The 22634-nt window shown below is 66.3% G+C and carries 23 protein-coding genes; 10 read left to right on the top strand and 13 right to left on the bottom strand.

All coding sequences use genetic code 11. From position 1 onward, the window contains the following. Window positions 1-13 precede the first annotated feature (13 nt). Entirely contained in the window at window positions 14-616 is a 603-nt protein-coding gene (locus tag JOE66_RS13270) for a nucleoside deaminase (protein ID WP_205110151.1), read from the bottom strand. A 248-nt stretch (window positions 617-864) separates the two neighbouring features. Here JOE66_RS13270 and JOE66_RS13265 point away from each other — a divergent pair, with 248 nt between their 5' ends. After that, the gene (locus JOE66_RS13265; protein ID WP_443741971.1) at window positions 865-1164 is read left to right on the top strand and encodes a DUF7882 family protein; all 300 of its coding nucleotides are present in this window, start codon (window positions 865-867) and stop codon (window positions 1162-1164) included. A gap of 32 nt (window positions 1165-1196) precedes the next feature. Here JOE66_RS13265 and JOE66_RS13260 read toward each other — a convergent pair whose 3' ends face one another. Further along, complete coding sequence (locus JOE66_RS13260; protein WP_205110147.1) at window positions 1197-2918, bottom strand: AAA family ATPase; 1722 nt, start codon at window positions 2916-2918, stop codon at window positions 1197-1199. Between the two features lie 226 nt (window positions 2919-3144). Here JOE66_RS13260 and JOE66_RS13255 point away from each other — a divergent pair, with 226 nt between their 5' ends. Genes JOE66_RS13255 through JOE66_RS13240 form a run of 4 tightly spaced genes read left to right on the top strand, consistent with a single transcriptional unit; the run spans window position 3145 to window position 5874 of the window. Beyond that, entirely contained in the window at window positions 3145-3714 is a 570-nt protein-coding gene (locus tag JOE66_RS13255; RefSeq protein WP_205110145.1) for an alternate-type signal peptide domain-containing protein, read from the top strand. Between the two features lie 59 nt (window positions 3715-3773). Further along, on the top strand, window positions 3774-4277 hold the full coding sequence (locus tag JOE66_RS13250) for a SipW-dependent-type signal peptide-containing protein (protein WP_205110143.1): 504 nt from the start codon (window positions 3774-3776) through the stop codon (window positions 4275-4277). Then, window positions 4274-5197 (top strand): hypothetical protein, encoded by a 924-nt coding sequence (locus tag JOE66_RS13245; RefSeq protein ID WP_205110141.1) that lies wholly within the window; start codon window positions 4274-4276, stop codon window positions 5195-5197. The genes JOE66_RS13250 and JOE66_RS13245 overlap by 4 nt, the downstream gene beginning before the upstream one ends. Before the next feature lie 35 nt (window positions 5198-5232). Continuing rightward, window positions 5233-5874 carry a signal peptidase I gene (locus JOE66_RS13240; protein ID WP_205110139.1) on the top strand — a complete coding sequence of 214 codons (642 nt, stop codon included), beginning with the start codon at window positions 5233-5235 and terminating at the stop codon, window positions 5872-5874. 19 nt (window positions 5875-5893) lie between these two features. Here JOE66_RS13240 and JOE66_RS13235 read toward each other — a convergent pair whose 3' ends face one another. Continuing rightward, the gene (locus JOE66_RS13235) at window positions 5894-6157 is read right to left on the bottom strand and encodes a DUF3892 domain-containing protein (protein WP_205110137.1); all 264 of its coding nucleotides are present in this window, start codon (window positions 6155-6157) and stop codon (window positions 5894-5896) included. A 170-nt stretch (window positions 6158-6327) separates the two neighbouring features. Then, entirely contained in the window at window positions 6328-9783 is a 3456-nt protein-coding gene (locus JOE66_RS13230) for a proline dehydrogenase family protein (RefSeq protein ID WP_205110135.1), read from the bottom strand. Window positions 9784-9908: 125 nt separating this feature from the next. On the opposite strand from JOE66_RS13230, the gene JOE66_RS13225 reads away from it, so the two are divergent. Continuing rightward, window positions 9909-10838 carry a LysR substrate-binding domain-containing protein gene (locus JOE66_RS13225; RefSeq protein WP_205110133.1) on the top strand — a complete coding sequence of 310 codons (930 nt, stop codon included), beginning with the start codon at window positions 9909-9911 and terminating at the stop codon, window positions 10836-10838. Between the two features lie 2 nt (window positions 10839-10840). On the opposite strand, the gene JOE66_RS13220 is transcribed toward JOE66_RS13225, so the two are convergent. The 9 genes from JOE66_RS13220 to JOE66_RS13180 all read right to left on the bottom strand — a co-directional run bounded on the left by JOE66_RS13220 (window position 10841) and on the right by JOE66_RS13180 (window position 18416). After that, the gene (locus JOE66_RS13220; protein ID WP_205110131.1) at window positions 10841-11188 is read right to left on the bottom strand and encodes a DUF202 domain-containing protein; all 348 of its coding nucleotides are present in this window, start codon (window positions 11186-11188) and stop codon (window positions 10841-10843) included. Next, complete coding sequence (locus tag JOE66_RS13215) at window positions 11185-11547, bottom strand: YidH family protein (RefSeq protein ID WP_205110129.1); 363 nt, start codon at window positions 11545-11547, stop codon at window positions 11185-11187. Before JOE66_RS13215 ends, JOE66_RS13220 begins: the two co-directional genes overlap by 4 nt. A gap of 86 nt (window positions 11548-11633) precedes the next feature. Beyond that, complete coding sequence (add, locus tag JOE66_RS13210) at window positions 11634-12659, bottom strand: adenosine deaminase (protein ID WP_205110127.1); 1026 nt, start codon at window positions 12657-12659, stop codon at window positions 11634-11636. Beyond that, entirely contained in the window at window positions 12656-13672 is a 1017-nt protein-coding gene (locus JOE66_RS13205; RefSeq protein ID WP_205110125.1) for a nucleoside hydrolase, read from the bottom strand. The genes add and JOE66_RS13205 overlap by 4 nt, the downstream gene beginning before the upstream one ends. After that, entirely contained in the window at window positions 13669-14439 is a 771-nt protein-coding gene (locus JOE66_RS13200) for a nucleoside phosphorylase (RefSeq protein ID WP_205110123.1), read from the bottom strand. Before JOE66_RS13200 ends, JOE66_RS13205 begins: the two co-directional genes overlap by 4 nt. A 100-nt stretch (window positions 14440-14539) precedes the next feature. Continuing rightward, window positions 14540-15433, bottom strand: a complete 894-nt coding sequence (locus tag JOE66_RS13195; protein WP_205110120.1) for an ABC transporter permease — start codon at window positions 15431-15433, stop codon at window positions 14540-14542. After that, window positions 15433-16332 (bottom strand): ABC transporter permease, encoded by a 900-nt coding sequence (locus tag JOE66_RS13190; RefSeq protein ID WP_205110118.1) that lies wholly within the window; start codon window positions 16330-16332, stop codon window positions 15433-15435. The genes JOE66_RS13195 and JOE66_RS13190 overlap by 1 nt, the downstream gene beginning before the upstream one ends. Continuing rightward, window positions 16325-17113, bottom strand: coding sequence for an ATP-binding cassette domain-containing protein (locus JOE66_RS13185; RefSeq protein ID WP_205111996.1), 789 nt, complete (start codon window positions 17111-17113; stop codon window positions 16325-16327). The genes JOE66_RS13190 and JOE66_RS13185 overlap by 8 nt, the downstream gene beginning before the upstream one ends. Before the next feature lie 163 nt (window positions 17114-17276). After that, entirely contained in the window at window positions 17277-18416 is a 1140-nt protein-coding gene (locus JOE66_RS13180) for an ABC transporter substrate-binding protein (protein WP_239518307.1), read from the bottom strand. A gap of 173 nt (window positions 18417-18589) precedes the next feature. Here JOE66_RS13180 and JOE66_RS13175 point away from each other — a divergent pair, with 173 nt between their 5' ends. The 4 genes from JOE66_RS13175 (at window position 18590) to JOE66_RS13160 (ending at window position 22627) form a co-directional block, all read left to right on the top strand. Continuing rightward, window positions 18590-19207 (top strand): TetR/AcrR family transcriptional regulator, encoded by a 618-nt coding sequence (locus JOE66_RS13175; protein WP_205110116.1) that lies wholly within the window; start codon window positions 18590-18592, stop codon window positions 19205-19207. Between the two features lie 125 nt (window positions 19208-19332). Then, a complete protein-coding gene (locus JOE66_RS13170; protein ID WP_205110114.1) occupies window positions 19333-20748 on the top strand; it encodes an NtaA/DmoA family FMN-dependent monooxygenase in 1416 nt (471 codons plus the stop codon). Next, window positions 20745-21236, top strand: a complete 492-nt coding sequence (locus JOE66_RS13165; RefSeq protein WP_239518306.1) for a cupin domain-containing protein — start codon at window positions 20745-20747, stop codon at window positions 21234-21236. Before JOE66_RS13170 ends, JOE66_RS13165 begins: the two co-directional genes overlap by 4 nt. After that, a complete protein-coding gene (locus JOE66_RS13160; RefSeq protein ID WP_205110112.1) occupies window positions 21233-22627 on the top strand; it encodes an amidohydrolase family protein in 1395 nt (464 codons plus the stop codon). Before JOE66_RS13165 ends, JOE66_RS13160 begins: the two co-directional genes overlap by 4 nt. Window positions 22628-22634: the final 7 nt, after the last annotated feature.

Raw genomic sequence — 22634 nt, 5'->3', positions numbered from 1 at the left:
CATCCTCGTTGGGTCAGCTCGCTGCGCCGCGGGCGTTGTACACGAGAGCATCGGCCTCGCCGTAGGAGCGGAAGACCGCCAGGGCTTCCTCCCGCCCCACGTTCTGGGACACCGAGATGCCGCGGCTTTCGAACTGCTCTGCCCAATCGTCACGGACCGGGCCCTCATCGAAGCCGGTGAGCGCCTCGAGTTCGGGGCCGGAGCCAGCGACCACGAGGTGCCTGACGCCGGACCACATGGTCGCCCCGTAACACATGGCGCAGGGGCGCCAATTGACCACGAGCTCGAGGTCACGGTGGGCCCCAGAGCTGTCGTCGCGTGCACCGAGGTCCCACGAGCCGAGGGCGACCTGGGCGAGGCTCAGAGCCATCACCTCAGCGTGTGCCGATGACAGGGCAGAGGCGAGCACGACGTTCACCCCCACGGAAATCAGCTCACCCGTGGCATGATCGACGACGATCGCGGCGAAGGGGCCACCGTTTCCTTCACGGAAGTTTCGGGCGGCGAGGGCATTCACCAGTGACATCCGCTGCTCGGGAGTCTGGAGTGTGCGAGGCAGGCCATCGAGTTCACGGATGAGCCAGGCGGGCAGTTCGAGAGCGAAGGACGTCTTCATGCGGGGGAGGCTCCTGTCAGATGCGTTGGACTTGGGGGGCGTCTGCGGTCGAGATGGTGTGCATTCCTATTCTCGCCCGGGAGGAGCCGTGACACGTCTTCGGGCCCGTCGTTCAGGATGCCCAGAATTTTCTTTCGCGTCGCCGTGACGATTGGGCGTTCTCTTCCGTCTTACTTGTGGCGGTTTCTCTGAGTCGCCCTTTCACTTCGATCAGCACGATACATAAGGCAGGTAGATTCTTGGGCACAATGCGCTACGGGGCTTCTGGAACGGAAGCACAGTTCGACGATCGTCTTCTGGCACACATGAAGACCGTCATTGTGGCCAAACTGCGACGCGAAGAGAAGTTCACGCTCTCGTTCACGAAGGACAAGAAGGGAGGTGGCCGCAGCACGATCTGGCTTCACCCGGCGATCGAGCTTGCTTTCGACTTCGACGAGGTCACGCGCCCGTCATTGAACCGTGCCTGGATCGACGAACTCATGCGGTCGGCCAACAGCAATGACGGAATGACCGTCATCGACGAGCCGGTGGTTCCCGCAAGGTAGCCGATCGGGCCGTGCTGGGTTGCGCCCTGGCCTCAGAGGCCGCGCGCGATGGCCGCCGCGGCCGCGAGCCACGCACGCCTGGTGGCGGGCTGCAGTGCACTGTGCTGGATTCGTCCGGCTTTGAGGGCCGGGTCGAACGGCACGATGACCACATCGCGAACGAACGGCCGAAAGTCGTCAGCCATCCGTTCGGAGATGCTCGACTCCTTGGGCTGCCATTCCGAGACGATCACGACAGCGTTCCGGGCGAGTTCGGCGGCCTTCTCGCTGCGGCTCTGCACCGCTTGAAGCGTCAGCAGAGCGGCCTGCGCCCGGTCTTCCATGGTCGTTGTCGGAACCACGAGCTGGTCGGTGTGGTCGAGCATGCGGAGCCAGTTCTCCGCGCGATCGCTGTTACCGGAGTCCATGAAGATCAGGCGATAGTACTTCGCGGCAATGCTGTGCACCACGTCGACCTCGGCGGCTGTCATCTCGTGGGTGCCGGCAACATCTTCGTCGGAGCGCAGAACGTCGAACTTGTCGGCCTGCTGGTGGTGCACGAACTTCGACATCTGGCCGAATTCGGCTTTGGCATCGAGCAGTTCGTCGGCGCTTGCGAGCACGTCGAGCACCGTGGAGTCGTGTCCACCACTGTCGGTTCGCCAGCCGAGGGTGCCCATGGTCTCGTTGTTGTCCCAGGCGAGCACGCCGCCCCCGCCATAGCGTGCGAAGACCGCCGCGAGATTCACGACGGTGGGCGTCTTGTTCGCCCCGCCCTTGCGGTTGATCACACTGATGGTGCGGTGAGCCGACAGGTGCCTCGAGATCTCCTCGACATCGCTGCGCTCTGCGCGTTCCGTCGCTCCGGGCGGTAGCCGGAGCCCGAGGTGGTTCACGAAGCCGGCGAAGCCCTGGCGCGCGGGTTCGACGATCGAGGGCTCGGCGAGGAACGACGGAGCCTCGAGCAGGTCGCGGCGGGCCTGGTCTGAGAGCGGCTTGCTCCCGGGCTCTTCTGAGCTGCGGGTTCTCGCTGGTGCTGAGGTGCGTTCTGCCGCCGTGGGTTCCGCCTTCCGCGCGGGCCGTCCCGCCGTTTCTGGCTGATCCAGCGCTTCGGCCGTTTCTGGCCGTTCGCTGGGAACGGCCCCCGCTGCGATGTAGGAGGAGCGTGCCGTGAACGGAGCCGACGACACCGGTACGCGGTCACCGGTGGCGTCTGCGGCCGCCGAGGTGCTCGTGGCGTTCACCCTCACCGCGTCACCCGTCGTAGGAGATTCATCGTCAGCGACTTCCGCCGCCTGGTCTTCGGTTCCGATTTCGTCGCTCGCATCGTTGCCAGCTCCTTCTTCATCTAGACGGCTCACGCTGTGCGTCTCTTCACCCGCTGGCTCGCCGTTGTCAGTCTCGTCGTCGATCGGGCCTTCATCAACCGAATCCTCGTCGATCGGGTCTTCGGCGTCGTCGCTGCCGTCCTCCGGGGGAGGCCAGGGCTTAGGCAGCTCTTCGAACGGCATGAAGCTCTCTTCTTCGATCGCGCCGTCGATGTCGACCACCAGAAAGCTGAGCCCGGTCTGGGCTGTCACCGTGACCCGAACCGGCCGCTCCACACGCACCGCTTCAGCCTGGATCTGCCGGACGAGGCTCTGCAGGGCCGCTCCCTCGGAATTCTCGGTGATCTGCTGCGTCACATTGTCGACCCTCAGCAGCGCGGTGTTGTCGGGGCGCAGCCGCGCCGTGATCAACGGACGTTCGAGGGCACGACTCCTGTCGATTGCCATCTGGGCACCCCGTCTTTGCTCGAAGAATTCTGTGAACCACAGACAATCCTATTTGAGCGTATCGCGAGCGCCCTGCAAACCCCGATCTCAGGGGGAGGCTGACGCCTGTTTCGAGCTATCCGCGCCGTGCTTGTGCCGCTGGGCGACAGGATGCCCGGCTAATTGTGCCTCGCACCGCAGGAGTGTGCGGCAGTGGCATAGTCTCCAAAAAAAAGGGGAATCACACATGAACAGACTCGTCAAAGGCGCCATCGCCGGAGCAGCCGGTATTGCGCTTCTGTTGGGTGGAGCCGGTACGTTCGCGTACTGGAACTCGTCGGCAACAATCTCGGGCGGCACCATCGTTGCCGGTAACCTCGTGGTCTCCGACCCCGGCCCCGCGGGAGTGTGGACGATCAATGGTGGTTCGACGCCGATCGTGCTCGCCGGCTACAAGATCGTTCCGGGTGATGTTCTGACCTACACGAAGACCATGCACATCGTCGCCACCGGTGACAACCTCGTCGCAACGCTCGGCCTGGGGGCCGCATCCATTCAGGCCTCGACGGCAGCGGCGCCCGACGTCGCCCTCGCTGCGTACCTCACGAAGGGCGCTGTGCTCACGGATTCTGGCACAGGAATCACCGGAGCCAGCCCCAGCTACACGATCACGCCCGGCGCCGTCGGAATTGCCCAGGATGTCGTCACTGTCGTGACGATCACCTTCCCGAAAGACGGTGTCGCCGGCTTCGAGAACGGTACCAAACTCGGCAGTGTGAGCCTCGATGCGCTGACTGTCATACTCAGCCAGGTCTGAGTCAGCGCAGCTGACGCGTGGCCAGGTCACGTTCGCGGTCGTGCGCAACCGCCATCGCAGTGACCTGCGCCGCCGTCGGTGTCGCCGTGCTCGGCGCGGGCGGAACCTACGCCCTGTTCAACAGTTCTGCCGCCGCTTCGACCAAGGTGAGCGTCGTTGCAGGAACCGCCAGCATCTCGGTGACCTCGCCTCTGGCGCTCCCCGCGGTCGTGCTCTACCCCGGTGGAACGATTCGAGGGCCCGTCACGGTCAGCAATACGGGCAATACGCCTGTCGCGCTGCGCGTCACCGCGCTGAGCGGCCCGTCTCCGGCGAACGTGTTCAGCCAGGCCCTCACCGTCGGTGTCGGGGCGGGCACAGCTGCGGCGTGCGCGGCTGGCACGGTGACGCCGACCTGGTCAGGCACGTTCGCTTCGGCGACGGCGGCGCCGATCGGTTCGCTGGTGCCGATCGGTGGATCGGCAGAACTCTGCGTCTCGGTCGCGCTCGCGGCGGCAGCGCCGAATGCGGCCCAGGATCTCCTGTCGGGATTCACCCTGACCCTCGACGGTAGACAGCCGTGAGGGCAGGGCGGGCCGCAGCCGTCGCTGCGCTGACCACCTTCATCGTTCTCGCGTTCTGCGCCCCGGCCAGTGCGGCATGGACTTCGGCGACCGTCGCGCTGACTGCGACACCCACCGCTGCGGCGGCGACCGCGACGCTGACAGGGACGTCTGCCCTGGCCTCGGAGTACAAGTTCGCCGTCGCTTCGCCGTCGACGATCGTGGTGGAGCCACTGACGGTCTCCAATACCGGCACCGCACCCCTGTCGTACACGCTCACGGCTGTGAACTCCGGGAGCCTTTCGCCGTCTCTCGTTGCGGTCTCGCTGTGGCTTGCCGGGGCGGGCGTGTGCCAGGCGACAGTGCCTACCACACCGGGGCAGGCGACAACAGGGACCCTCGCCGCACTGCCAGCGCTGCCGAGCGGAGCCGGTTCGGCCGCGGGCGGTGTGAGTTTCCTCCTCTGCGCGGCGACGAGCCTCAGTTCGACCGTTGCGGCGAGCCAGGGCCAGTCGATCACGGCGACCCTGACCGTGACGGGCCGGGTCGGCAGCAACTGGGTGGCGGTCGCCGCAGGGGCACCGTTCATCCAGGACATCTTTCGCACCGGAGACCCGGGGGTGGTGGTGCGTACGCAGAAGTCGACGCTGAACGTGCTGGGTATCGTGGTGTCGACCTACGTGACGCTGTCGTGGGCAGCGCCGACGTCGACGGGGACGGGCCTGACGTACCCGATCATCCGTTCGGGTACCGGTGCCCTGGTGAAGACGGCCACGGCGACGAGTGTTGACATCGTCTGGGCCGACCTCGCTTCGAGCCCGCAGACACTGCTGGTGCAGGCGAAGGAGACACAGTACGGCACGACATCGGCGGGCAGACCGATCACCCTGACGGGGAACGCGGGCGTGCTCGGGCTGCTCGAGAACGTGACCTGCCCGTGAGCGCGAGTGGGAGCGGGAAGCCTCGACGGCGAAGCGTGCAGCGACACCGTCGGCACGCGGCAGCCGTCGTCGAGCGCAGCTTCTGGCACTACCTGGGGTCAGCGCTCAGCGGGGCCGTGCTGGTGCTCGTGCTCGCGGTTGCGGTCGTGGTCATCGTCGTTCCGAGGGCCGCGGGCGGGCAGGCCCTGACCGTGCTGACGCAGTCGATGGAGCCAGGGCTTCCGCCGGGCACACTCGTGGTGATCCGGCCCGAGAACATCGACGCGATCAGGGTCGGAGAGGTGCTCACCTACCAGATCGACTCCGGCAGGCCGGGAGTGGTGAGTCACCGGGTGGTCTCATGCACGATCGCCAGTGACGGGGTGACGACATTCATCACCAAAGGCGACAACAACGATGTCGCCGACCCGAAGCCGGTGATGCCCGTGCAGATCCAGGGCACGCTGTGGTACGCCGTGCCGTGGATCGGGTACGTGAACACCTGGATCACGGGGGATGCCCGGGGGGTTGTGGTGCCAGCCCTCGCCGTGGCGCTCTTCGGCTATGCCGCGTTCATAATCTTCTCCGCCTGGAGAGATCGCCGCCGGGCAAAGGAGAAACCGAGCGAAGGGGATGAACAGAACGCGCTGGATGATTCAGATGCTGTGTATGTCCCGGATGCGGGTGAGCGCTTGTAGCTCAGCTGGCCCGGGCCCCTCAGCAGTCAGGCAGGTCGAGCAGGTTGTTGCGGTCGTCGGGCTCCCAGTCGGCGCGCAGGTACGTGCCCCCGGCGTCGCGAGCGTGGCGTACGACGGCCCGCTGGTCGGGCAGTTCGACGAAGTAGCTGTGATCACCGAGCTCGAGGTCGAGAATCACCTCGGGAACAGCCAGCAGCGCCGACGCCTCTGCCGAATCGAACCGCACGTGGGTGATGTACCCGAACTCGTCTTTACGGGTCGCGATGATCCGGCGTTTGGCCACGAGCGGCACCTCCTTCAGCAGTTGCCGTGCCACTGGGCTTCGAGGTCTCGCGCTCGGGTGATTCGGCGAGTCTCCACTGTAGGGCGCATCGACATGTCGCCGCTGTTTCGTCATTCTGAGAGCTCTTTCAGGCCCGCCGTTCACCTTCGTCGTTCAGCCCAGCCGGTGATTCACCGATGCCAGAGATCTGTCGGCGATCCGAATCGGTGCGCGGTGACGCTGATGGCCTGCTCGCGGAGGAAGGGCAGCAGTTCGAGTCGACCCGATTCGGTGACCTCATTCGAATACACGGCGACATCGACGCGGCCGTTGCTCGCCCTCGCGAACACGGCACCCGCCTCCGGGTCGCTGGCGATGAGCCGAATGCGCCCGGCGGGCAGAGTGGATGCCCGGTCCAGCCATTCTGCGTCAGACTCCGTCACCGCGTTGGCCACGGCCGAGGTGACGGCTCTCGCCTCCTGCGCCGTGAGCATTGCGACAGCGTCGTGCAGCACGCCTGATTCGGCAGCGGAGACGGTGACACCGGAGCCAGCAGTCACTGCCGCCGAGAGGACGCGTGCGAGCTTCTCGGGCGATTCACCCCCGTTCAGCCGGATGGTGACGGGCACGGGCCGGTAGCGGAACACGTTCTGCTCCGCGCTGAGGCCGGAGATGTCGCGGGCGACGCCGAATTCCCCGGCCCAGGCCCTGGCGTCGGAGGCGCGCGATCGGGTGAGGAAGTCTGCGTCGGAGCCTGTGGCCTCAGCCACCCAGTTGCCGAGCCCCACCAAATAGTTAGGCCCGCCGGCTTTGGTGCCGGGGCCGACGGCCGACTTCTTCCAGCCGCCGAAGGGCTGGCGACGAACGACCGCACCCGTTGTGCCGCGGTTCACGTAGAGGTTTCCGGCCTCGACGGTATCGATCCAGGTGCTGATCTCCGCGGGCTCGAGCGAGTGCAACCCGGCTGTGAGGCCGTAGTCGACCTGGTTCTGCAGCACGATCGCCTCCTCGAGTGTCTGGGCCGTCATGATGCCGAGAACCGGGCCGAAGCACTCGGTGAGGTGGAACTCAGAACCGCGCTTCACCCCCGACCGCACGCCAGGGCTCCACAGCCTCCCGGAACCATCGAGCTGCCTCGGTTCGACCACCCAGCTCTCGCCGGGTGCCAGTGTGGTGAGTGCCCGCAGGAGCTTACCGCTGGCGGGTTCGATGATCGGGCCCATCTGCGTGGTCGCATCGCTCGGGTAGCCGACCTTCAGGGCACGAACCGCATCAGCGAGCTGGTTGTTGAATCGTGCCGAGGTGGCGACCGAGCCGACCAGAATGACCAGCGACGCCGCAGAGCACTTCTGGCCGGCGTGCCCGAAGGCCGAAGAGACTACGTCACGAGCCGCGAGGTCGAGGTCAGCGCTCGGGGTGACGATGATCGCGTTCTTTCCGCTGGTCTCGGCCAGGAGCGGCAGATCGGGCCGGAACGAGCGGAAGAGCTCTGCCGTCTCGAAGCCCCCGGTGAGGATCACGCGGTCAACCCTTGAGTTGGAGAGGAGTTCGGCACCGAGCGACGACTCCTCGAACTGCACCATCTTCAGCACCTCTCGCGGCACACCCGCCTCCCAGAGCGTTTCGACCATGACCGCTCCGCTGCGTGCGGCCTGCGGCGCGGGCTTGATGATGACGGCAGACCCTGCGGCGAGAGCTGCAGTCACCCCTCCCGCGGGGATCGCGACCGGAAAGTTCCAAGGTGGCGTCACCACCGTGAGCCGGGCCGGAACGAAGGTCGCCCCGGCAACGGCGTCGAGTTCTGCGGCACGCTCGGCGTAGTAGTGCGCGAAGTCGATGGCCTCCGACACCTCCGGGTCGGACTGGTCGAGGGTCTTGCCCGTCTCGGCAGCCATGACTTCGAGCAGTTCGGCCCGGTGCTGCTCCAGGGTGTCTGCGGCGCGGTGCAGAACGGCACCCCGCTCCGCCCCGCTGAGGGAGCCCCAGGCGGCGGCGTGCTGCCGGGCATCCTCGATCACGGCGTCGAGCTCGGCGACCGTGGCGATGGTCACCGCCTCGACTGCGGCAGCCCCGAGCTCGGAGGAGGTCACGCGGCCGATGATGGCGCGACCCCAGGCCTGGTTCGCCGGGAGCGCCGGGTCGGTGTCGACCGCGTTGTGAAATGCGCTGGTGTCGGCCGGTACGGCGGGGTGCTGACGGTTCTGCGTGCGATTGGCTGCCGGCACGGCGCTGTCGAGAGCCTCGACCGAGGCGAGAAAACGCTGCTTCTCGCGTTCGAACAGCTCGTCGTCACTGGTGAGTTCGAAGACGGCAGACATGAAGTTGTCTGTGCTGGCACCCTCTTCGAGCCGGCGGATGAGGTAGGCGATGGCCACGTCGAATTCAGCAGGATGCACGACCGGCGTGTAGAGCAGAAGACCCCCCACATCGCGCCTGACGGCCTCGGCCTGCCCCGACGCCATTCCGAGCAGCATCTCGAACTCGATGCCGCGGTTCACGCCGCGCCGCTCGGCGAGCAGCCAGGCGAAGGCGAGGTCGAACAGGTTGTGGCCCGCCACACCGATGCGTACGTTGTCGATGCGGTCGGGGTGCAGCGCATAGCTGATCACGCGCTTGTAGTTGGTGTCGGTGGCCTGCTTCGACGCAAGGGTGGCCAGGGGCCAGTCGTGCAGCGACGATTCGACGTGCTCCATCGGGAGGTTCGCACCCTTGACGATGCGCACCTTGATTCCCGCCCCGCCCTGTGCGCGTCGTTCGGCCGCCCAGGCCTGCAGGCGCATCATCGCCGAGAGCGCGTCGGGCAGGTAGGCCTGCAGCACGATGCCTGCTTCGAGGTTCTTCAGCTGCGGCTGGTCGAGGATGCCCCGGAAGACCGCCATGGTGAGTTCGAGGTCCTTGTACTCCTCCATGTCGAGGTTGATGAACTTCGGCCGCGAGGCCTTCGCGGCCAGTTCGAAGAGAGGAGTGAGGCTGGTGATCACATGTTCGACGGCCTCGGCGAAGGCCCAGGGGGAGTGCGGGGCGACGGTGGAGGAGACCTTGATCGAGACGTAGTCCACGTCGTCGCGGGCGAGCAGTGCCCGGGTGCCCGCGAGGCGGCGTTCGGCTTCGTGGGAGCCGAGAACGGCCTCGCCGAGAAGATTGACGTTGAGTTTCACGCCGCGGGACCTAATTTTCGCGATGGCCCGGCCGAGCTTCGACGGCGTTGCATCGATGATGAGGTGGCCGACCATCCGGCGCAGAACCGCGCGGGAGGCGGGCACCACAAGGCGAGGCAGGGCCGGGGCGAGTGTGCCGCCGACGCGAACGGCCGCGCGCAGGTACCAGGGCAGGAATGCGGGCACCCTCGGTGCGAGGGCGCGAAGGTTGCGGGCAGCGACCCCCAGGTCTTCGGGGCGCACGACGCCGTCGACGAACCCGACCGTGAACGCGAGGCCGTTCGGGTCTTTCAGCACGCCGGCGAGCTGGGCGGCCGAGGCGTCGACGGGAACGGTGGATGACGCGGCGAGCCACCGGCGAACCAGGGCGACCACGTCGCCGGTCAGGGCGAGGGCCTCGGCGCGCAGTCCGTCGTTGGGCCGTTCGTCTGGCGAGGCCGTGCTGCCAGCCGTGCGGGGGTCGTGTTCGCTCTGCAGGATGTCGGTCATACGGTTCAGTATGAATCGACCATCCCATAAGATAAAGCGATCTTTTCTTACCAGTATCGGTAAGTTCTACTGATTGATGTCAACGGAATCGGCGCAGGATCGGAAAGTATCGAAAGAGGAGTGTTGTGCTCGATGTGAGGCGGCTTCGGCTGCTGCGGGAACTCGCCATTCGTGGCACTCTCGCCGAGGTCGCCGCAGCGCTCAACCAGAGTCCGTCATCGGTTTCGCAACAACTCACCCAGCTCGAGAAGGAGGTGGGGGTTGCCCTGCTCCGCAAGAGCGGCCGGAGGGTTCAGCTCACTCCGGAGGCCGAGATCCTGGTCGAGCATACGACGGCCGTGCTCGAGCGGCTCGAGCTCGCTGAATCCGACCTCGCCGCCTCCCTCGAATCGGCGACGGGTGTGGTGCGCATTGCGGTCTTCCAGTCGGCGGCGCTCGCCCTGATGCCCGGGGCGCTCACGCTGCTCGCCCACGAGCACCCGCAACTCCGGGTGGAGATGACCCAGCGCGAGCCCGAGACGGCACTCTACGAGACGTGGGCCCGCGACTTCGACATCGTCATCGCCGAGCAGTACCCAGGGCATGCTGCCCCGAGGTATCCCGAGCTTGACAAGGTCGAACTCACGACAGACGGGTTGCGCCTGGCCGTGCCGCCAGCGGGGCTCAGGGGCTCCAGGGCAACCGACACGGCGGTCACCCTCGCCGATATGGCCGGAGCGGCGTGGGTGATGGAGCCGCGGGGTGCAGCGTCGAGGCACTGGGCGGAGCAGGCCTGCCGCCGGGCGGGTTTCGAGCCCGACGTCAGGTTCGAGACGGCAGACCTGCAGGCCCAGATCAGGCTCATCGAGTCGGGCAATGCCGTGGGGCTGATGCCCGACCTGGTGTGGACGGGCCGGGGCACGACGGCCCAGCTGATCACCCTCGAGGGCGCGCCACAGCGCACCATCTTCACCTCGGTGCGCCGAGCCAGCGCCCGCCGGCCGGCGATTCTCGCGTGCCGTGATGCGCTTGCCCGTACGGCGTCGAAACAGGCCGCGGCACGCGTCAGCGTCTGATGTCAGCGCTGCAGTAGAACAAAACCCAGTGCCACGAGAGCGGCAAGCAGTACTGCGGCCGCAACCACGGCCATCACCCCGGCACCGGGCAGCAGCGCAAGTTCGTCACGGGTGAGTCGTTCGTGAATCACGCGATGACGGATGCTCGACCGCACCACCACGAACACCCCGAGCAGTGCGCCCGCGACCCCCGCGGCGACGCCCCACCAGCCCGCGACGGGTGCCAGCACGCGGATTCCGACGAGCGAGCCCACCACGATCGAGAGGCCGGTGCGCTGCCACGACAGCGCTGTGCGCTCGACCTGCAGGCCCGGATCGAAGACGCGGTCGCTGCCCTCTGGCGTGCTCATCGCAGAAAGTAGCCCAGTAGGAGCAGAACCCCGACGACGCTGGCGACCGCAGCGATGGCTGGCGCAAAGAGCGTGCCCGGCAGCGGGCGGGCCTCGCGCATCGCCTTCTCGACCCTGGCCCAGCCGAACCACGCCTGCAGGGGCGCGAGAATGCCGGCGGCAATCAGGACGAGGGCGGCAGCGAGCCGGAATCCAGGGGCGATCGGCACGCTCAGGGCTTCGAGCGCGACGCCGCCCGCGATCAGTGCCAGTGAGGTGCGGATCCAGGCCAGGAACGTGCGTTCGTTCGCGAGGCTGAACCGCGGGTCGGGCTCGTCGCCGGTGCCATACACCCGCTTCGGAAACCGGTTCTCGCTCACGCCCACCACGCTACTGCCTCACGCCGACTTTCGGCGCTGCCGGTTGCGAGGTCTGGACCTCAGCCAGCCAGCGCAAGCGGCTGTGCTTACACCGCCGACGCGAGCCACGCATCGATGCCCGTCTTCGCCTTCGCCTTCATTTCGGCAGACCCACCACCGCACTCGATCGAGCTCCAGGCGCAGTCGGCGAGCTGGGCATCCGTCAGCCCGAGTACGGCGCGGCACAGCTCGTACTCCGAGAGGATGTTCGGGCCGAACAGGATCGGGTCGTCGGCGTTGATCGAGCAACGCACACCCGCGTTCAGCAGCACGAGCAAGGGGTGGGCGTCGATGTTCGGCACCACTTCGAGCAGCAGATTCGAGGTGGGGCAGACGTCGAGGCAGATGCCATCGGCGGCAAGGCGTTCGAGCAGCGCGGCGTCCTGCACCGAGGTGACCCCGTGCAGAATACGGTCGGCCTTCAGCACCTCGACGGCCTCGAGCACCTGGTCGGGGCCTGCGAGTTCACCGGCGTGCGGGGTCGAGAGCAGGCCGGCTGCCTTGCCGATGGCGAAGGCCTCTTCGAACCGGCCCGCAGGGTAACCGCGCTCGTCGTTGGCGAGCCCCAGCGAGACGACGCCGCGGCCAGCGAAGGCTGCGGCGATCTCGGCATAAGCATTGGCGTCCTCGACGCTCTCGGTGCGGTCGACCGTGATCATGAAACCGATCTCGACGCCCCACTTGGCACCGGCCTCTGCCGCCTTGTCGAGCATGATCTGAAGCGCAGCCTCCGTCGATCCGAAGGTCTCGACGTAGAAGTGGGGGCTCACGCCGAACTCCACATACACCACACCTTCGCGAGCGGCGTCTTCGACCGATTCGTCGATCAGACGGAACAGGTTCTCGGCCTTCGAGAGCACGGCGAGCAAGCCGCGATAGGTGGTGCTGAACTCAGTGAAGTCGCTGTAGGTCACCGAGAGGTCGGGCATCGGTACGACGACACCGAGCTCATCGCTCATCTGCTGCAGGGTCTCAGGGCGGATCGCCGCCTCCATGTGCAGGTGCAGGTGGCCCTTGGGTAGGGCGGTGAGATCGCGTACAGCGAGGGATTCGAGAGTGGTGGTGTCGGTCATGCGGTGGTGCCTCCTTGGCTGGCGTGGCTCGGTGAACCGTGAATGAGGGAATGGATGAACGCGGTGACGAAGGCGGCGGTGTCGACGCCGGTCACGGCGATGGTGTCGGGGGCGGGCTCGATCGCCCAGGGCACGGCGCGCCCCTCTGCGGTTTGCATGATGCGCGCCCGGGTGGTGAACCCGTCGTGGGTGATGTTGGCGGGGCCGGTGACACTGGCCGTGATCCATTCCGGGTGCACCATCAGCGCAGCAGCGAGTCCGTCGTGCACCGGGCTGATGCGCCGGCCCCAGGCCAGCCGGTAGAAGTCGAGGTAGGTCTCGAGGATCGCCGCGGCGAAGACGCCGGTGGGCGTACCCGACTTGTGCAGGGCCACGACGTCCTGTTCGTCGGTGACGACGCCCGAGGTGATGTTCACGCCGACCATCACGCGGCGCGTGGCCGGAGCGCTGAAGACCAGGTTCGCGGCATCCGCGTCGTTCTGGATGTTCGCGTCGAACATGTCGCTCTGCCCGACCTCGGGGAACGGCCCGCTGCCGCCCATGATGGTGATCGAGCGGAACAGCGTGAGCAGCTCGGGCTCGGCCTGCAGCGCGAGGGCGATGTTGGTCAGCGGCCCGAGGGTGAGGAGTTCGAGTTCCCCGGGCTGTGCGCGGGCCAGTTCGACCAGAAGCTCCGCAGCAGTCTGGTCGACGAGACCGGTGGGCATGGGCCGGTCGTCGATGTCGACGACGTCGCCCAGCCCGTCGTAACCGTGCACGTAGTGCGCGATGTGCGGTTCGGCGTTCAGGGGTTTGGCGGCTCCGCGGGCCACCGGCAGGTCGGTGATGCCGACCAGTCCGAGCACGTAGGCGATGTTGCGCAGCGAGTCATCGATCACGCAGTTGCCGTAGATCGAGGTGACGGCGACGATCTCGACGTCGGGCTGCGCCGCGAGGTAGAGCAGCGCGAGCGCGTCGTCGATGCCGGTGTCGGTGTCGACGACGATGCGGCGCTTCACTTCTGCCCCGCTCACAGGTCGAGCGCCACAGCTGCATCGAGGGCCGCGACGATGCTGTTGCGCCAGCCGTCCATCAGTTTGGCCGGGTCGTGGTCGTAGAGGCTCGTGCCGTCGACGAGGTTCGAGGAACAGGCGCAGATCATCCCCGCTCGAAGCTTGCGCAGCCGAGAGACCACGTACAGAGCGGAGCTCTCCATCTCGACGTTCAGGATGCCCAGCGAGTTCAGTTCGGCGATCCACTCGGGCGTTTCTGCGTAGAAGGCGTCGTCCGACGCGTTCAGACCTGACAGCACCTGGTAGTCGGTGCCGGCGCCGGGCAGGGCCAGCGCGGCAGTTCGAAGGGCCAGCGTCAATTCGAGGTCGGGAACCGCCGGAAAACCGTGATGCGCGTAGGCGGCGGTGGTGCCGTCGTTGCGCAGCGTTCCTTCGCTCACCAGGAGATCGCCCGGGTTCACACCCGGCTGCAATCCCGCCGAACTGCCGACCCTGATGAACGAAGTGACGCCGACGCGGGCGAGCTCTTCGACCGCGATCGCTGTCGATGGGCATCCCATTCCCGTGGAGGTCGCGGTGATGAGTTTGCCCTTGTAGTACCCGGTCATGGTGCGGTGTTCGCGGTTGTGAGCCACGTCTGTCACGTCGGTCAGGAACTCGGCGATGAGCGGCACGCGGAAGGGGTCGCCCGGCAGCAGGGCGACCGTGCCGACCTCTCCCGGGGCGATTCCGATGTGGTACTGCCGGGCGTTCATTCCAGCCTCGGCTTTGTCGATGATCTGTGACATCACGGTTCTTTCGTGTCGTTCTGGGTGGATGCTGCGCCGTGATGTGGCGACGGATTCCCGGCTGGCGGCCGGCGAGCCTGAAAGGGGTGGTGCTCGGGGCCTACTTGCCGGTCGACTTGCCGGCGTTGGGGCCCCATTTGGCGAGAACCGCCGTCTCGACGAAGGTCGCGAGCGTGTACAGCAGGATCGACACGAGCGTGATCACCACCACGATCGCCCAGATCTCGTTGTACTGCGACTGCGATTTCGCCGTGGTGATGGCGGCGCCGAGGCCCTCGTAGGTGAAGAGCCATTCATAGAGCATGGCGCCGGTGATGGCGCCCGGAACCGCGATGCGCATCGAGGCGAAGAAGTACGGCAGGGCCGTGGGGATCGCCACCTTGCGCATGATGGTCAGGCGGCTGCCGCCATAGACCCTGATCAGGTCGACCGACTGGGCGCTCACCGAGCGGAAGCCGAGCGTGAGGTTGACGAGCAGTGGGAAGAACACCACGACGCCACCGATGAAGGCGGCCGTGACGAGCCCGTTGCCGAACACCAGGAAGATCACGGGGGCCATCGCGAGCAGCGGCACCGTGCGAAGCAGCATCGCGATCGGCATGAACATGAACTCGATCGGGCGGATGAGCGTGAACACGATCGAGATCAGCACCGAGGCGCCCACCCCGAACACGAAGCCGACGGCGGCGTGCCCGAGCGTCACCCAGAGCAGGCTGCCGATCAGTTCGCGGTTCTCGAGCGCCGTTGTCTTGCTCTTCGGATTGTCGACGAACAGGTAGTTGAAGACGTCGGCTGGCGTCTTGGCGATGAACGGGCTGGCGTGAAGAAGCTGGATCGCCAGGCTCCACAGCAGCCCCAGGATGATCGCCGAGACCAGGATGGTGCCGAGGCTCGTCGCCGTGCGTCGCACGACGTATTTCAGCGTCGCCGCGGTCTGCGGGTTCATGGTGCGCCGCTGGATGCGGGTCGCCTGGGCAGGAGTAGCGGTGGCCATCAGAAACCCTCTCCTGCGCGTGCATCGCCGGCCGACCACGGTGCGACGAGGCGGCCGATGCGCCCGATCACGAAGTAGGCAAGGCCCGCGACACCGGCGCAGATCAGTGCGATTGCCCAGAGGTGCACCGACGCTGCGGTGGCCTGGGCGGCAAGCAGAAGAATTCCGATACCGGAGTCGACACCCACCAGGAAGTATTCACCGAGCACTGCGCCGAGAAAGGCTGCCGGTGCGGCGAGCTTCAGAGCGGCGAGGATGCTCGGCAGGGCTGCGATCAGGCGAACCTTGCGCAGCTGGGTGAACCGGCCGCCGCCGTAGGCGCGAACCACATCGAGCTGCGTCTCACTCGCCGCGTTCAGGCCCAGGAGGGTACCGATGACCGTGGTGAAGATCACGCTGAGCGCGGCCAGGAAGATCGAGGTGGTGCGGCTGCTCGCGGGCGAGAGCAGCGTCACGATCGGGGCGATGGCGGTGAGAGGGATGCACGAGCACACCACGGCCAGCTGCACAGAGAGGCCCTCGAACCACGGGATGACCAGAACGAGGAAGGCGAGGAAGAACGCAATCAGGTTGCCCCAGAGGAAGCCCCAGGCGGCGGAGGTCGCCGTGACGCCGATGGCGTTCCAGAAGATCGGATCGGTGAGGTCAGCGACGAGTTGCCCGAACACCTCGAACGGGGGCGGAACAGAGCCCGTGACTGAGAAGAAGGTCACAGCGATGAACTGCCACGCCACGATGATGAGAATGATGCCGAGAATCGAACCGGCCCAGGGCGGCATCGACTTCATCGACGACAGCGAACCCAGGAAACCGGCCCGGGCGGAACCGCGCGCGGTCTCTGCGTCGATCGCAATGCTCTCGCCGAGTTCGTGCTCGGTCTCCATCTTGAGATCAGTCATCGGACACCGTGCCGTGGGCACCGAAGAGGATCTCGGAGATCTGGTCGACGTAGGCGTGGAATTCTGGCGTTCGGGTGAGCTCGGGAAGGCGGGGCCTCGGCAGGTTGATCTCCACGACCTCAGCGATGCGGCCCGGCCGGGCGCTCATCACGGCGACGACGTCAGAGAGGAAGACGGCCTCACTGATTCCGTGGGTCACCATCAGTGTCGTCGCGGGCTTCTCGCCCCAGATGCGCAGCAGTTCGACGTTCATCCGCTGGCGGGTCATGTCGTCGAGCGCACCGAAGGGTTCGTCGAGCAGCATGATGCTCGGTTCCACCGCGAGGCAGCGGGCGATCGAGACGCGCTGGCGCATGCCACCGGAGAGCTGGGCGGGCTTGGCATTCTCGAATCCCGAGAGACCGACGAGTTTGATCAGGTCGTCGACGAGTCCGGGCCTCGGCGTGATGCCTGCGACCTCGAGCGGGAGCCGGATGTTCTTTGCCACCGTGCGCCAGGGAAGGAGTGCTGAGTCCTGGAAGGCGATGCCGGTCTCGTGGCCGCGCTGCACGTCGGCGGCACTCTTGCCGTTGACGATCACCGTTCCGGAGCTGGGTTTCTCCAGCCCGGCCAGAATGCGCAGGATCGTCGACTTGCCACAGCCGGAGGGGCCGAGCAGGGTGAGGAATGAATCCTTCTTCGTGCCGAGATTGATCTCGGAGAGGGCCTGCACGGTCTTGCGTCCGAGAGAGAAGGTCTTCGTCAGGCCCTGGATGTTGATGCCGGTCGCAAGCTCGGGCATCGCTGCCGGATCGCTTGTTGCAGTGGCGAGTTGCGCCTGCTCGGGGAGTGAAGTGACCATCACTTATTCTGCTCTTTCTCGGGTCTTGATAACCAGTACAGCGGTGTTAAAGAGTGCTGGGCTGTCGATACCGGAGAGTGCGCGGTATCGACAGCCCAGTGGGTTACGCGGTGGGGAGCGTGAAGGTGGTGATCAGCTCGGGGTTCTCGGCGTAGACCTCTTTGAGGAGGCTCATGTCGAAGAGCTGGTCGGCTGTGATGACGGTTCCCATGGAGGCGAGCGACTTGATGTTCTCGGCGATCAGCTCGTCGGTCATCGTGAAGAGGCCGTTCTTGTTCACGTCGGCCGTCAGGATGAGGCTGTTCTGCGCCGTGGCCTCTTCGGTCTGTTCGGTGACGTCGAGCTTCTGGTCGACACCGTACTTGGTCACGGCGAGGTTCGCCGAGCCGGCCGGGTCCTTGACCGCGTCGGTCCAGCCCTTGATCTCGGCGACCAGGAACGCCTTGAGCAGGTCGCGCTTGTTGTCGATCGAGTCCTGCGTGACCGTGTAGGTCTCTGCCACGAAGGGCAGGCCGTTGTCGGCGAAGCCGAGGATGACGGGGGTGAAGCCGTCTTTCTTGGCCAGGATCGGCTCGTTGGTGATGTACGACATGTGAGCGTCGTAGGCACCGGTCTCGAGCGGGGCGATGTCGTACTGCGTGGTGACGAGCTCCACATCGGCGGTCGTGAGGCCGTTCGCTGCGAGGAAGCCCTCGAATGTGGTCTGGTTTCCGCCGGACTGCACGCCGATCTTCTTGCCTTTGAGGTCGGCGATCGTCTTGATCGGCGTCTTCTCGGCCAGCGACAGGAGGCAGAACGGGTTCTTCTGGTACGTCGAGGCGATGACCTTCAGCGGCGCGCCCTGCAGGATCGAGGGAGCGGTGATCGAGACGCCCGAGAGGCCGACCAACGACTGCCCGGAGAGAAGGGTCTCTTCAGCACCGGTCTGGCCGCCACCCGCGAGCAGAGTGACCTCGGTGAAACCAGCGTCGGTGTAGTAGCCCTTCTCGGTGGCGTAGTACTCACCGGCGAACTCGATGTTCTTGATCCACGACAGCTGCAGTGCGATCGTGCCGTAGGCGCCGGGAGCAACGCTCGCGCCGGCGGTGGCCGCTGCGGTCGAAGCCGCGGTGGTCGAACCCGTCGAGCAGGCCGCGAGAACGGCGGTGCCACCGATCGCGAGGGCGCCGAGGCCGCCGATGCGGAGGAATGAGCGCCGGTCGAAAGGCTTGCTGAGGGCTGGTGGGGGGGTGAAGGCGTTCAAGGGATCTCCCAGTGTGTGCGGTCGGGTGTGAGACGTGCTCAATCAGAAAAGCATTCGTTGTGCCGTGAAACTTTTCTACATCGTGACCGAAACGCTAGCTCGCGATTGTTACCGCCGCATTTCGGCGGCGTTGCCTTCGGTGCACCAAGCTGTGAATCGCTAACGTCGAAGCTATGACTGAACCGAAGCCGAGCGATGCTGCTGCAGGCGAATCGCAGCCCCGGAGGCAGCAACTCCTCGAGAACATCATCGGCTACGTGCTCGAGAACGGGGTCAGCCAACTCACCCTCCGCGCCCTCGCCCAGGCCGCCGGCTCGAACAACCGCATGCTGCTCTACTACTTCGGCAGCCGCGAGAACGTCATCGTGGCCGCACTCGCGGGGGCCGAAGACAGATTTCCTGGTATGCGGGCGATCATCCCGAATCTCGACGACCAGAGCATTCCGCTCGACACCCGTCTCTTCGACGCCTGGCAGACCATTGCCGATCCTCTCAACCGCCCATTCCATCGGCTGTTCTTCGAGATCTTCGGCATCGCCGGCTTCCAGCACCAGCAGTTCACCGACCTGCTCACGGCAATCAGCACCGAGTGGGTCGCCCATGTGGCAGCAGCCTTCGAGCACGAAGGGGTGCCGGATGCTGTGGCCCTCGTCTTCGCGCACGAGTTCGTCGCACTCTGGCGCGGGCTCCAGGCAACCCTGCTCAGCATGGGCGACGAAGACCTCGTCAACCGTGCGGCGATCGACGCCACAACAGCACTGCTCGCCCGAGTGCGCCTGGCTGTCGTGTGACGCCCGGATTCCCCTCATGTTAAGAATCTGTTTCGTGGCTTTACCTTTCATGAACCATTTGGTTCACTGGGGGAAGGCCGTGACCCGTAGTCGGCCATCCTCTTTCAGAACGGAAATCGCCAGGCATGAAACAGATCCACTTGGGAGTATTCGAAGTTGCAGGCCCGCAGGTCGGTGGCACCCTCAGCTGGCCCCACCCGCGAAGTGACTCGCTCCGCTACCACGAGCTCGACTTCTGGATCGGCATGGCCAAGACCCTCGATGCGGCCGGCTTCGACTTCCTCTTCTTCGCCGACGGCTTCGGGTTCCCGGCGATCGACGGCGACCTGCCCGAGCTGGCCGCCCGCGGCGGAATCAACTTTCCGGGGATCGACCCGTCGCTGCTGATTCCCACACTCGCCAGGGAGACGGAACGCCTCGGGTTCGTGGTGACGAGTTCGACCGGCCTCGATCATCCACTGCAGACCGCCCGGCGGTTCGCCACCCTCGATCACCTCACCGGTGGGCGCATCGGTTGGAACATCGTGACCGGTGCTTCGGCGAACACCGTCGCGGAACTGTTCGGGCACAACACAATGAAGGCACACGACGACCGCTACGACCAGGCCGACGAGTACGTCGACCTCGCCATGCAGTTCTGGGAAGGCTCGTGGGAGGACGACGGCTTCGTGGGCGACAAAGAGAATCAGGTGCTGGCCGATCGCTCGAAGATCCACCGCATCACCTTCGAAGGTCAGCACTTCCGCTCGACCGGGTACTTCACCGTGGACCCGTCGCCGCAGCGCACGCCCGTGCTGTTCCAGGCCGGCACCTCGGCACGGGGCCGTGCCTACGCTGCACGCAATGCGGAGTGCGTCTTCGTGCAGGGTACGACGGTCGAAGCGACGAAGGCCAATGTCGCCGACATCAGGGCGCGCGCGGCCGAGTGGGGCCGCGCGCCCGATTCGCTGAAGATCATGGTGGGGCTCACCGTGACCGTGGCCGAGACGAGCGAGGCAGCGGCCGCCCAGCGCAAGGAGTTCGACGACCTGCAGACCGACGAGGTCGTTGCGGTGCTGTACGCCGGAAACACGGGCATCGACCTGTTGTCGCTCGACCCGGCTCGCGACCTCACCCAGCTGCGTGACGACGGCGGCGTGGTGGGTCAGATGGGGCAGAGCAACATCGACCGGTTCCTGCCGAAAGACGGCAGCCCCGCGCCGACCGTACGCGAGATCCTCGACCAGCTCCGCGGCCGCGGAACCAGGGGGCTGCAGCTCACCGGTAGTGCGACCGAGGTCTGCGACCAGCTCGAGTACCTCGTCGACGAGACCGGCCTCGACGGCTTTCTGCTCGAACCGATCTTCGCGCCGGCCGACCTCGAGGACTTCGCACGCCTGGTCGTGCCGGAGCTCCGTCGTCGCGGTCGCATGCCAGCCGAATCCGGTACGGGTTCGCTGCGCGAACAGGTCCTGGGCAAAGAGGGTGCACACCTCTCCGATGATCACCCCGGCAAGCGCTTCTCCGTCTCCTCGGCGCTGGCCGCGGAGGTCGGTGTTTGACCGACTCGGCGCCAGAGCCAGGCCAGCTCGCCCGCCGCACGGTCGACGGCGAACTCATCGAATGGCTTGACGTTCCCGATCGGGCTGCGCTCCTCGAGCTCGAGCCGCACCCTGAAGGGGGCTGGTACCGGCGAACCTGGGCCTCGGGTTCCGGTGTGGTCGTCGCCGGCGAACCTCGGCCGGCTGCGACAATGATCTACTTTCTGCTCCCTCCCGGCGAGGCGTCGGCCTGGCATGTCGTCGCGTTCGACGAGATCTGGCTCTGGCACGGCCCGGGCTCTGTGCGGCTCGAACTCGGCGGTTCCGGTGAGGCGCCACTGACGACGGAAGCGCTGACCCTCGGGCCCGCGATCGAGCGGGGCGAGCATCCACAGCTCATCATCCCGGCCGGGGTGTGGCAGCGTACGCTGCCCTCAGGCACGGAAGCGCTCGTCACGTGTGTCGTGTCGCCCGGCTTCACCTTCGCTGATTGGAAACTGGCCGAATGACCACTCACCCTCCCGCGCAGCTTCTCACCGCCGACTTCGTGGTGACGATGAACGACTCGAACGAGATCATCGCGGACGGCGCGGTGCTCGTGCGGGGCTCGGTGATCGAGTCGGTGGGCCGGGCATCCGACCTGCTCGCCGCGAACCCGGGCGTGCCGGTCATGGCGATGCCCGACCGGCTCCTCATGCCCGGGCTCGTCAACGCCCACCATCACTCCGGGTTGCTGCGCGGCACAGCGGAGCACCTGCCGGTGTGGGAATGGCTGCGCCTGCACATCGACCCCATGCACCGGGTGCTGCGCCCGGAGGAGGCGGAGGCAGCGTCGTGGCTCTGTTATGCCGAGGGCCTGCTCGCGGGCACCACCACGGTGGTCGACATGTGGCGCTACATGCAGGGCAGTGCGCGGGCAGCCGAGGCCCTCGGCAACCGTCTGGTCACCGTCAACTACGTCGGCGCGCACCCCGACTACGACTACTTCGACACGCTCGACGACAACGAGGCGATGCTCGAGCAGTGGACCGGGGGAGCGGGCGGCCGCATCTACCCGTGGGTCGGGCTCGAGCATCCGTTCTACGCCGATGAGGCCGGGCAGGCGCGCGCGATCGCCCTCGCCAAGGCCTACAACACAGGCCTCTACACGCACTGCAGCGAGTCAGAGATCGAGGTCGCCGAGTTCGAGAGCCGCTACGGGGCACGGCCGATGTTCGCGCTCGAGAAGCTGGGCTTCTTCGACGTGCCGAAGGCGATGATCGCCCACGCGGTGTGGCTCGACCCGAGTGAGATCGACCTGATCGCGCGCCGCGGGGTCGGTGTTTCGCACAACCCGGTGAGCAACATGAAGCTCGCGAGCGGCATGGCGCCGGTCGCGGAGTACCTGGCCGCCGGGGTCGCGGTCGGCATCGGCACCGACGGCGAGAAGGAGAACAACAACCTCGACATGTTCGAGGAGATGAAGGTCGCCTCGCTGCTCGGCAAGCTGCGCACAATGGATGCTGCGGCCATGGACAGCTGGGACGTGCTGCGTATGGCGACCATGGGTGGGTCGCGGGCGCTCGGTCTCTCTGCCGAGATCGGGTCGCTCGAACCGGGCAAGAAGGCCGACCTGATCGCGGTACGCACTGACACCCCGCGCATGACACCGCTGCTCGGCGACGGACCGTACGCGAACCTGCACCACAACCTGGTGCACGCCGTTCGCGGCAGCGATGTCGACCTGACCATGGTCGACGGAAAGGTGCTCGTCGAGGGCGGCGAACTGCTCTCGGCCGATGTGCAGGAGCTGATCGCCCGAGCCCGGGCCACCGTACCGGGGCTCTTCGAACGGCGTTCGGCGTACCTCGCGAGCGTCGATGAGCCCGCCGGCCTTTTCGAGCCCCCGTTGGTTGAGTAGGCGCGCG

Origin of the sequence: Subtercola frigoramans, from assembly GCF_016907385.1 — a bacterium.
In the GTDB taxonomy this organism is placed as follows: Bacteria; Actinomycetota; Actinomycetes; order Actinomycetales; family Microbacteriaceae; genus Subtercola; species Subtercola frigoramans.
This window is presented reverse-complemented; position numbering and strand designations above follow the sequence as displayed.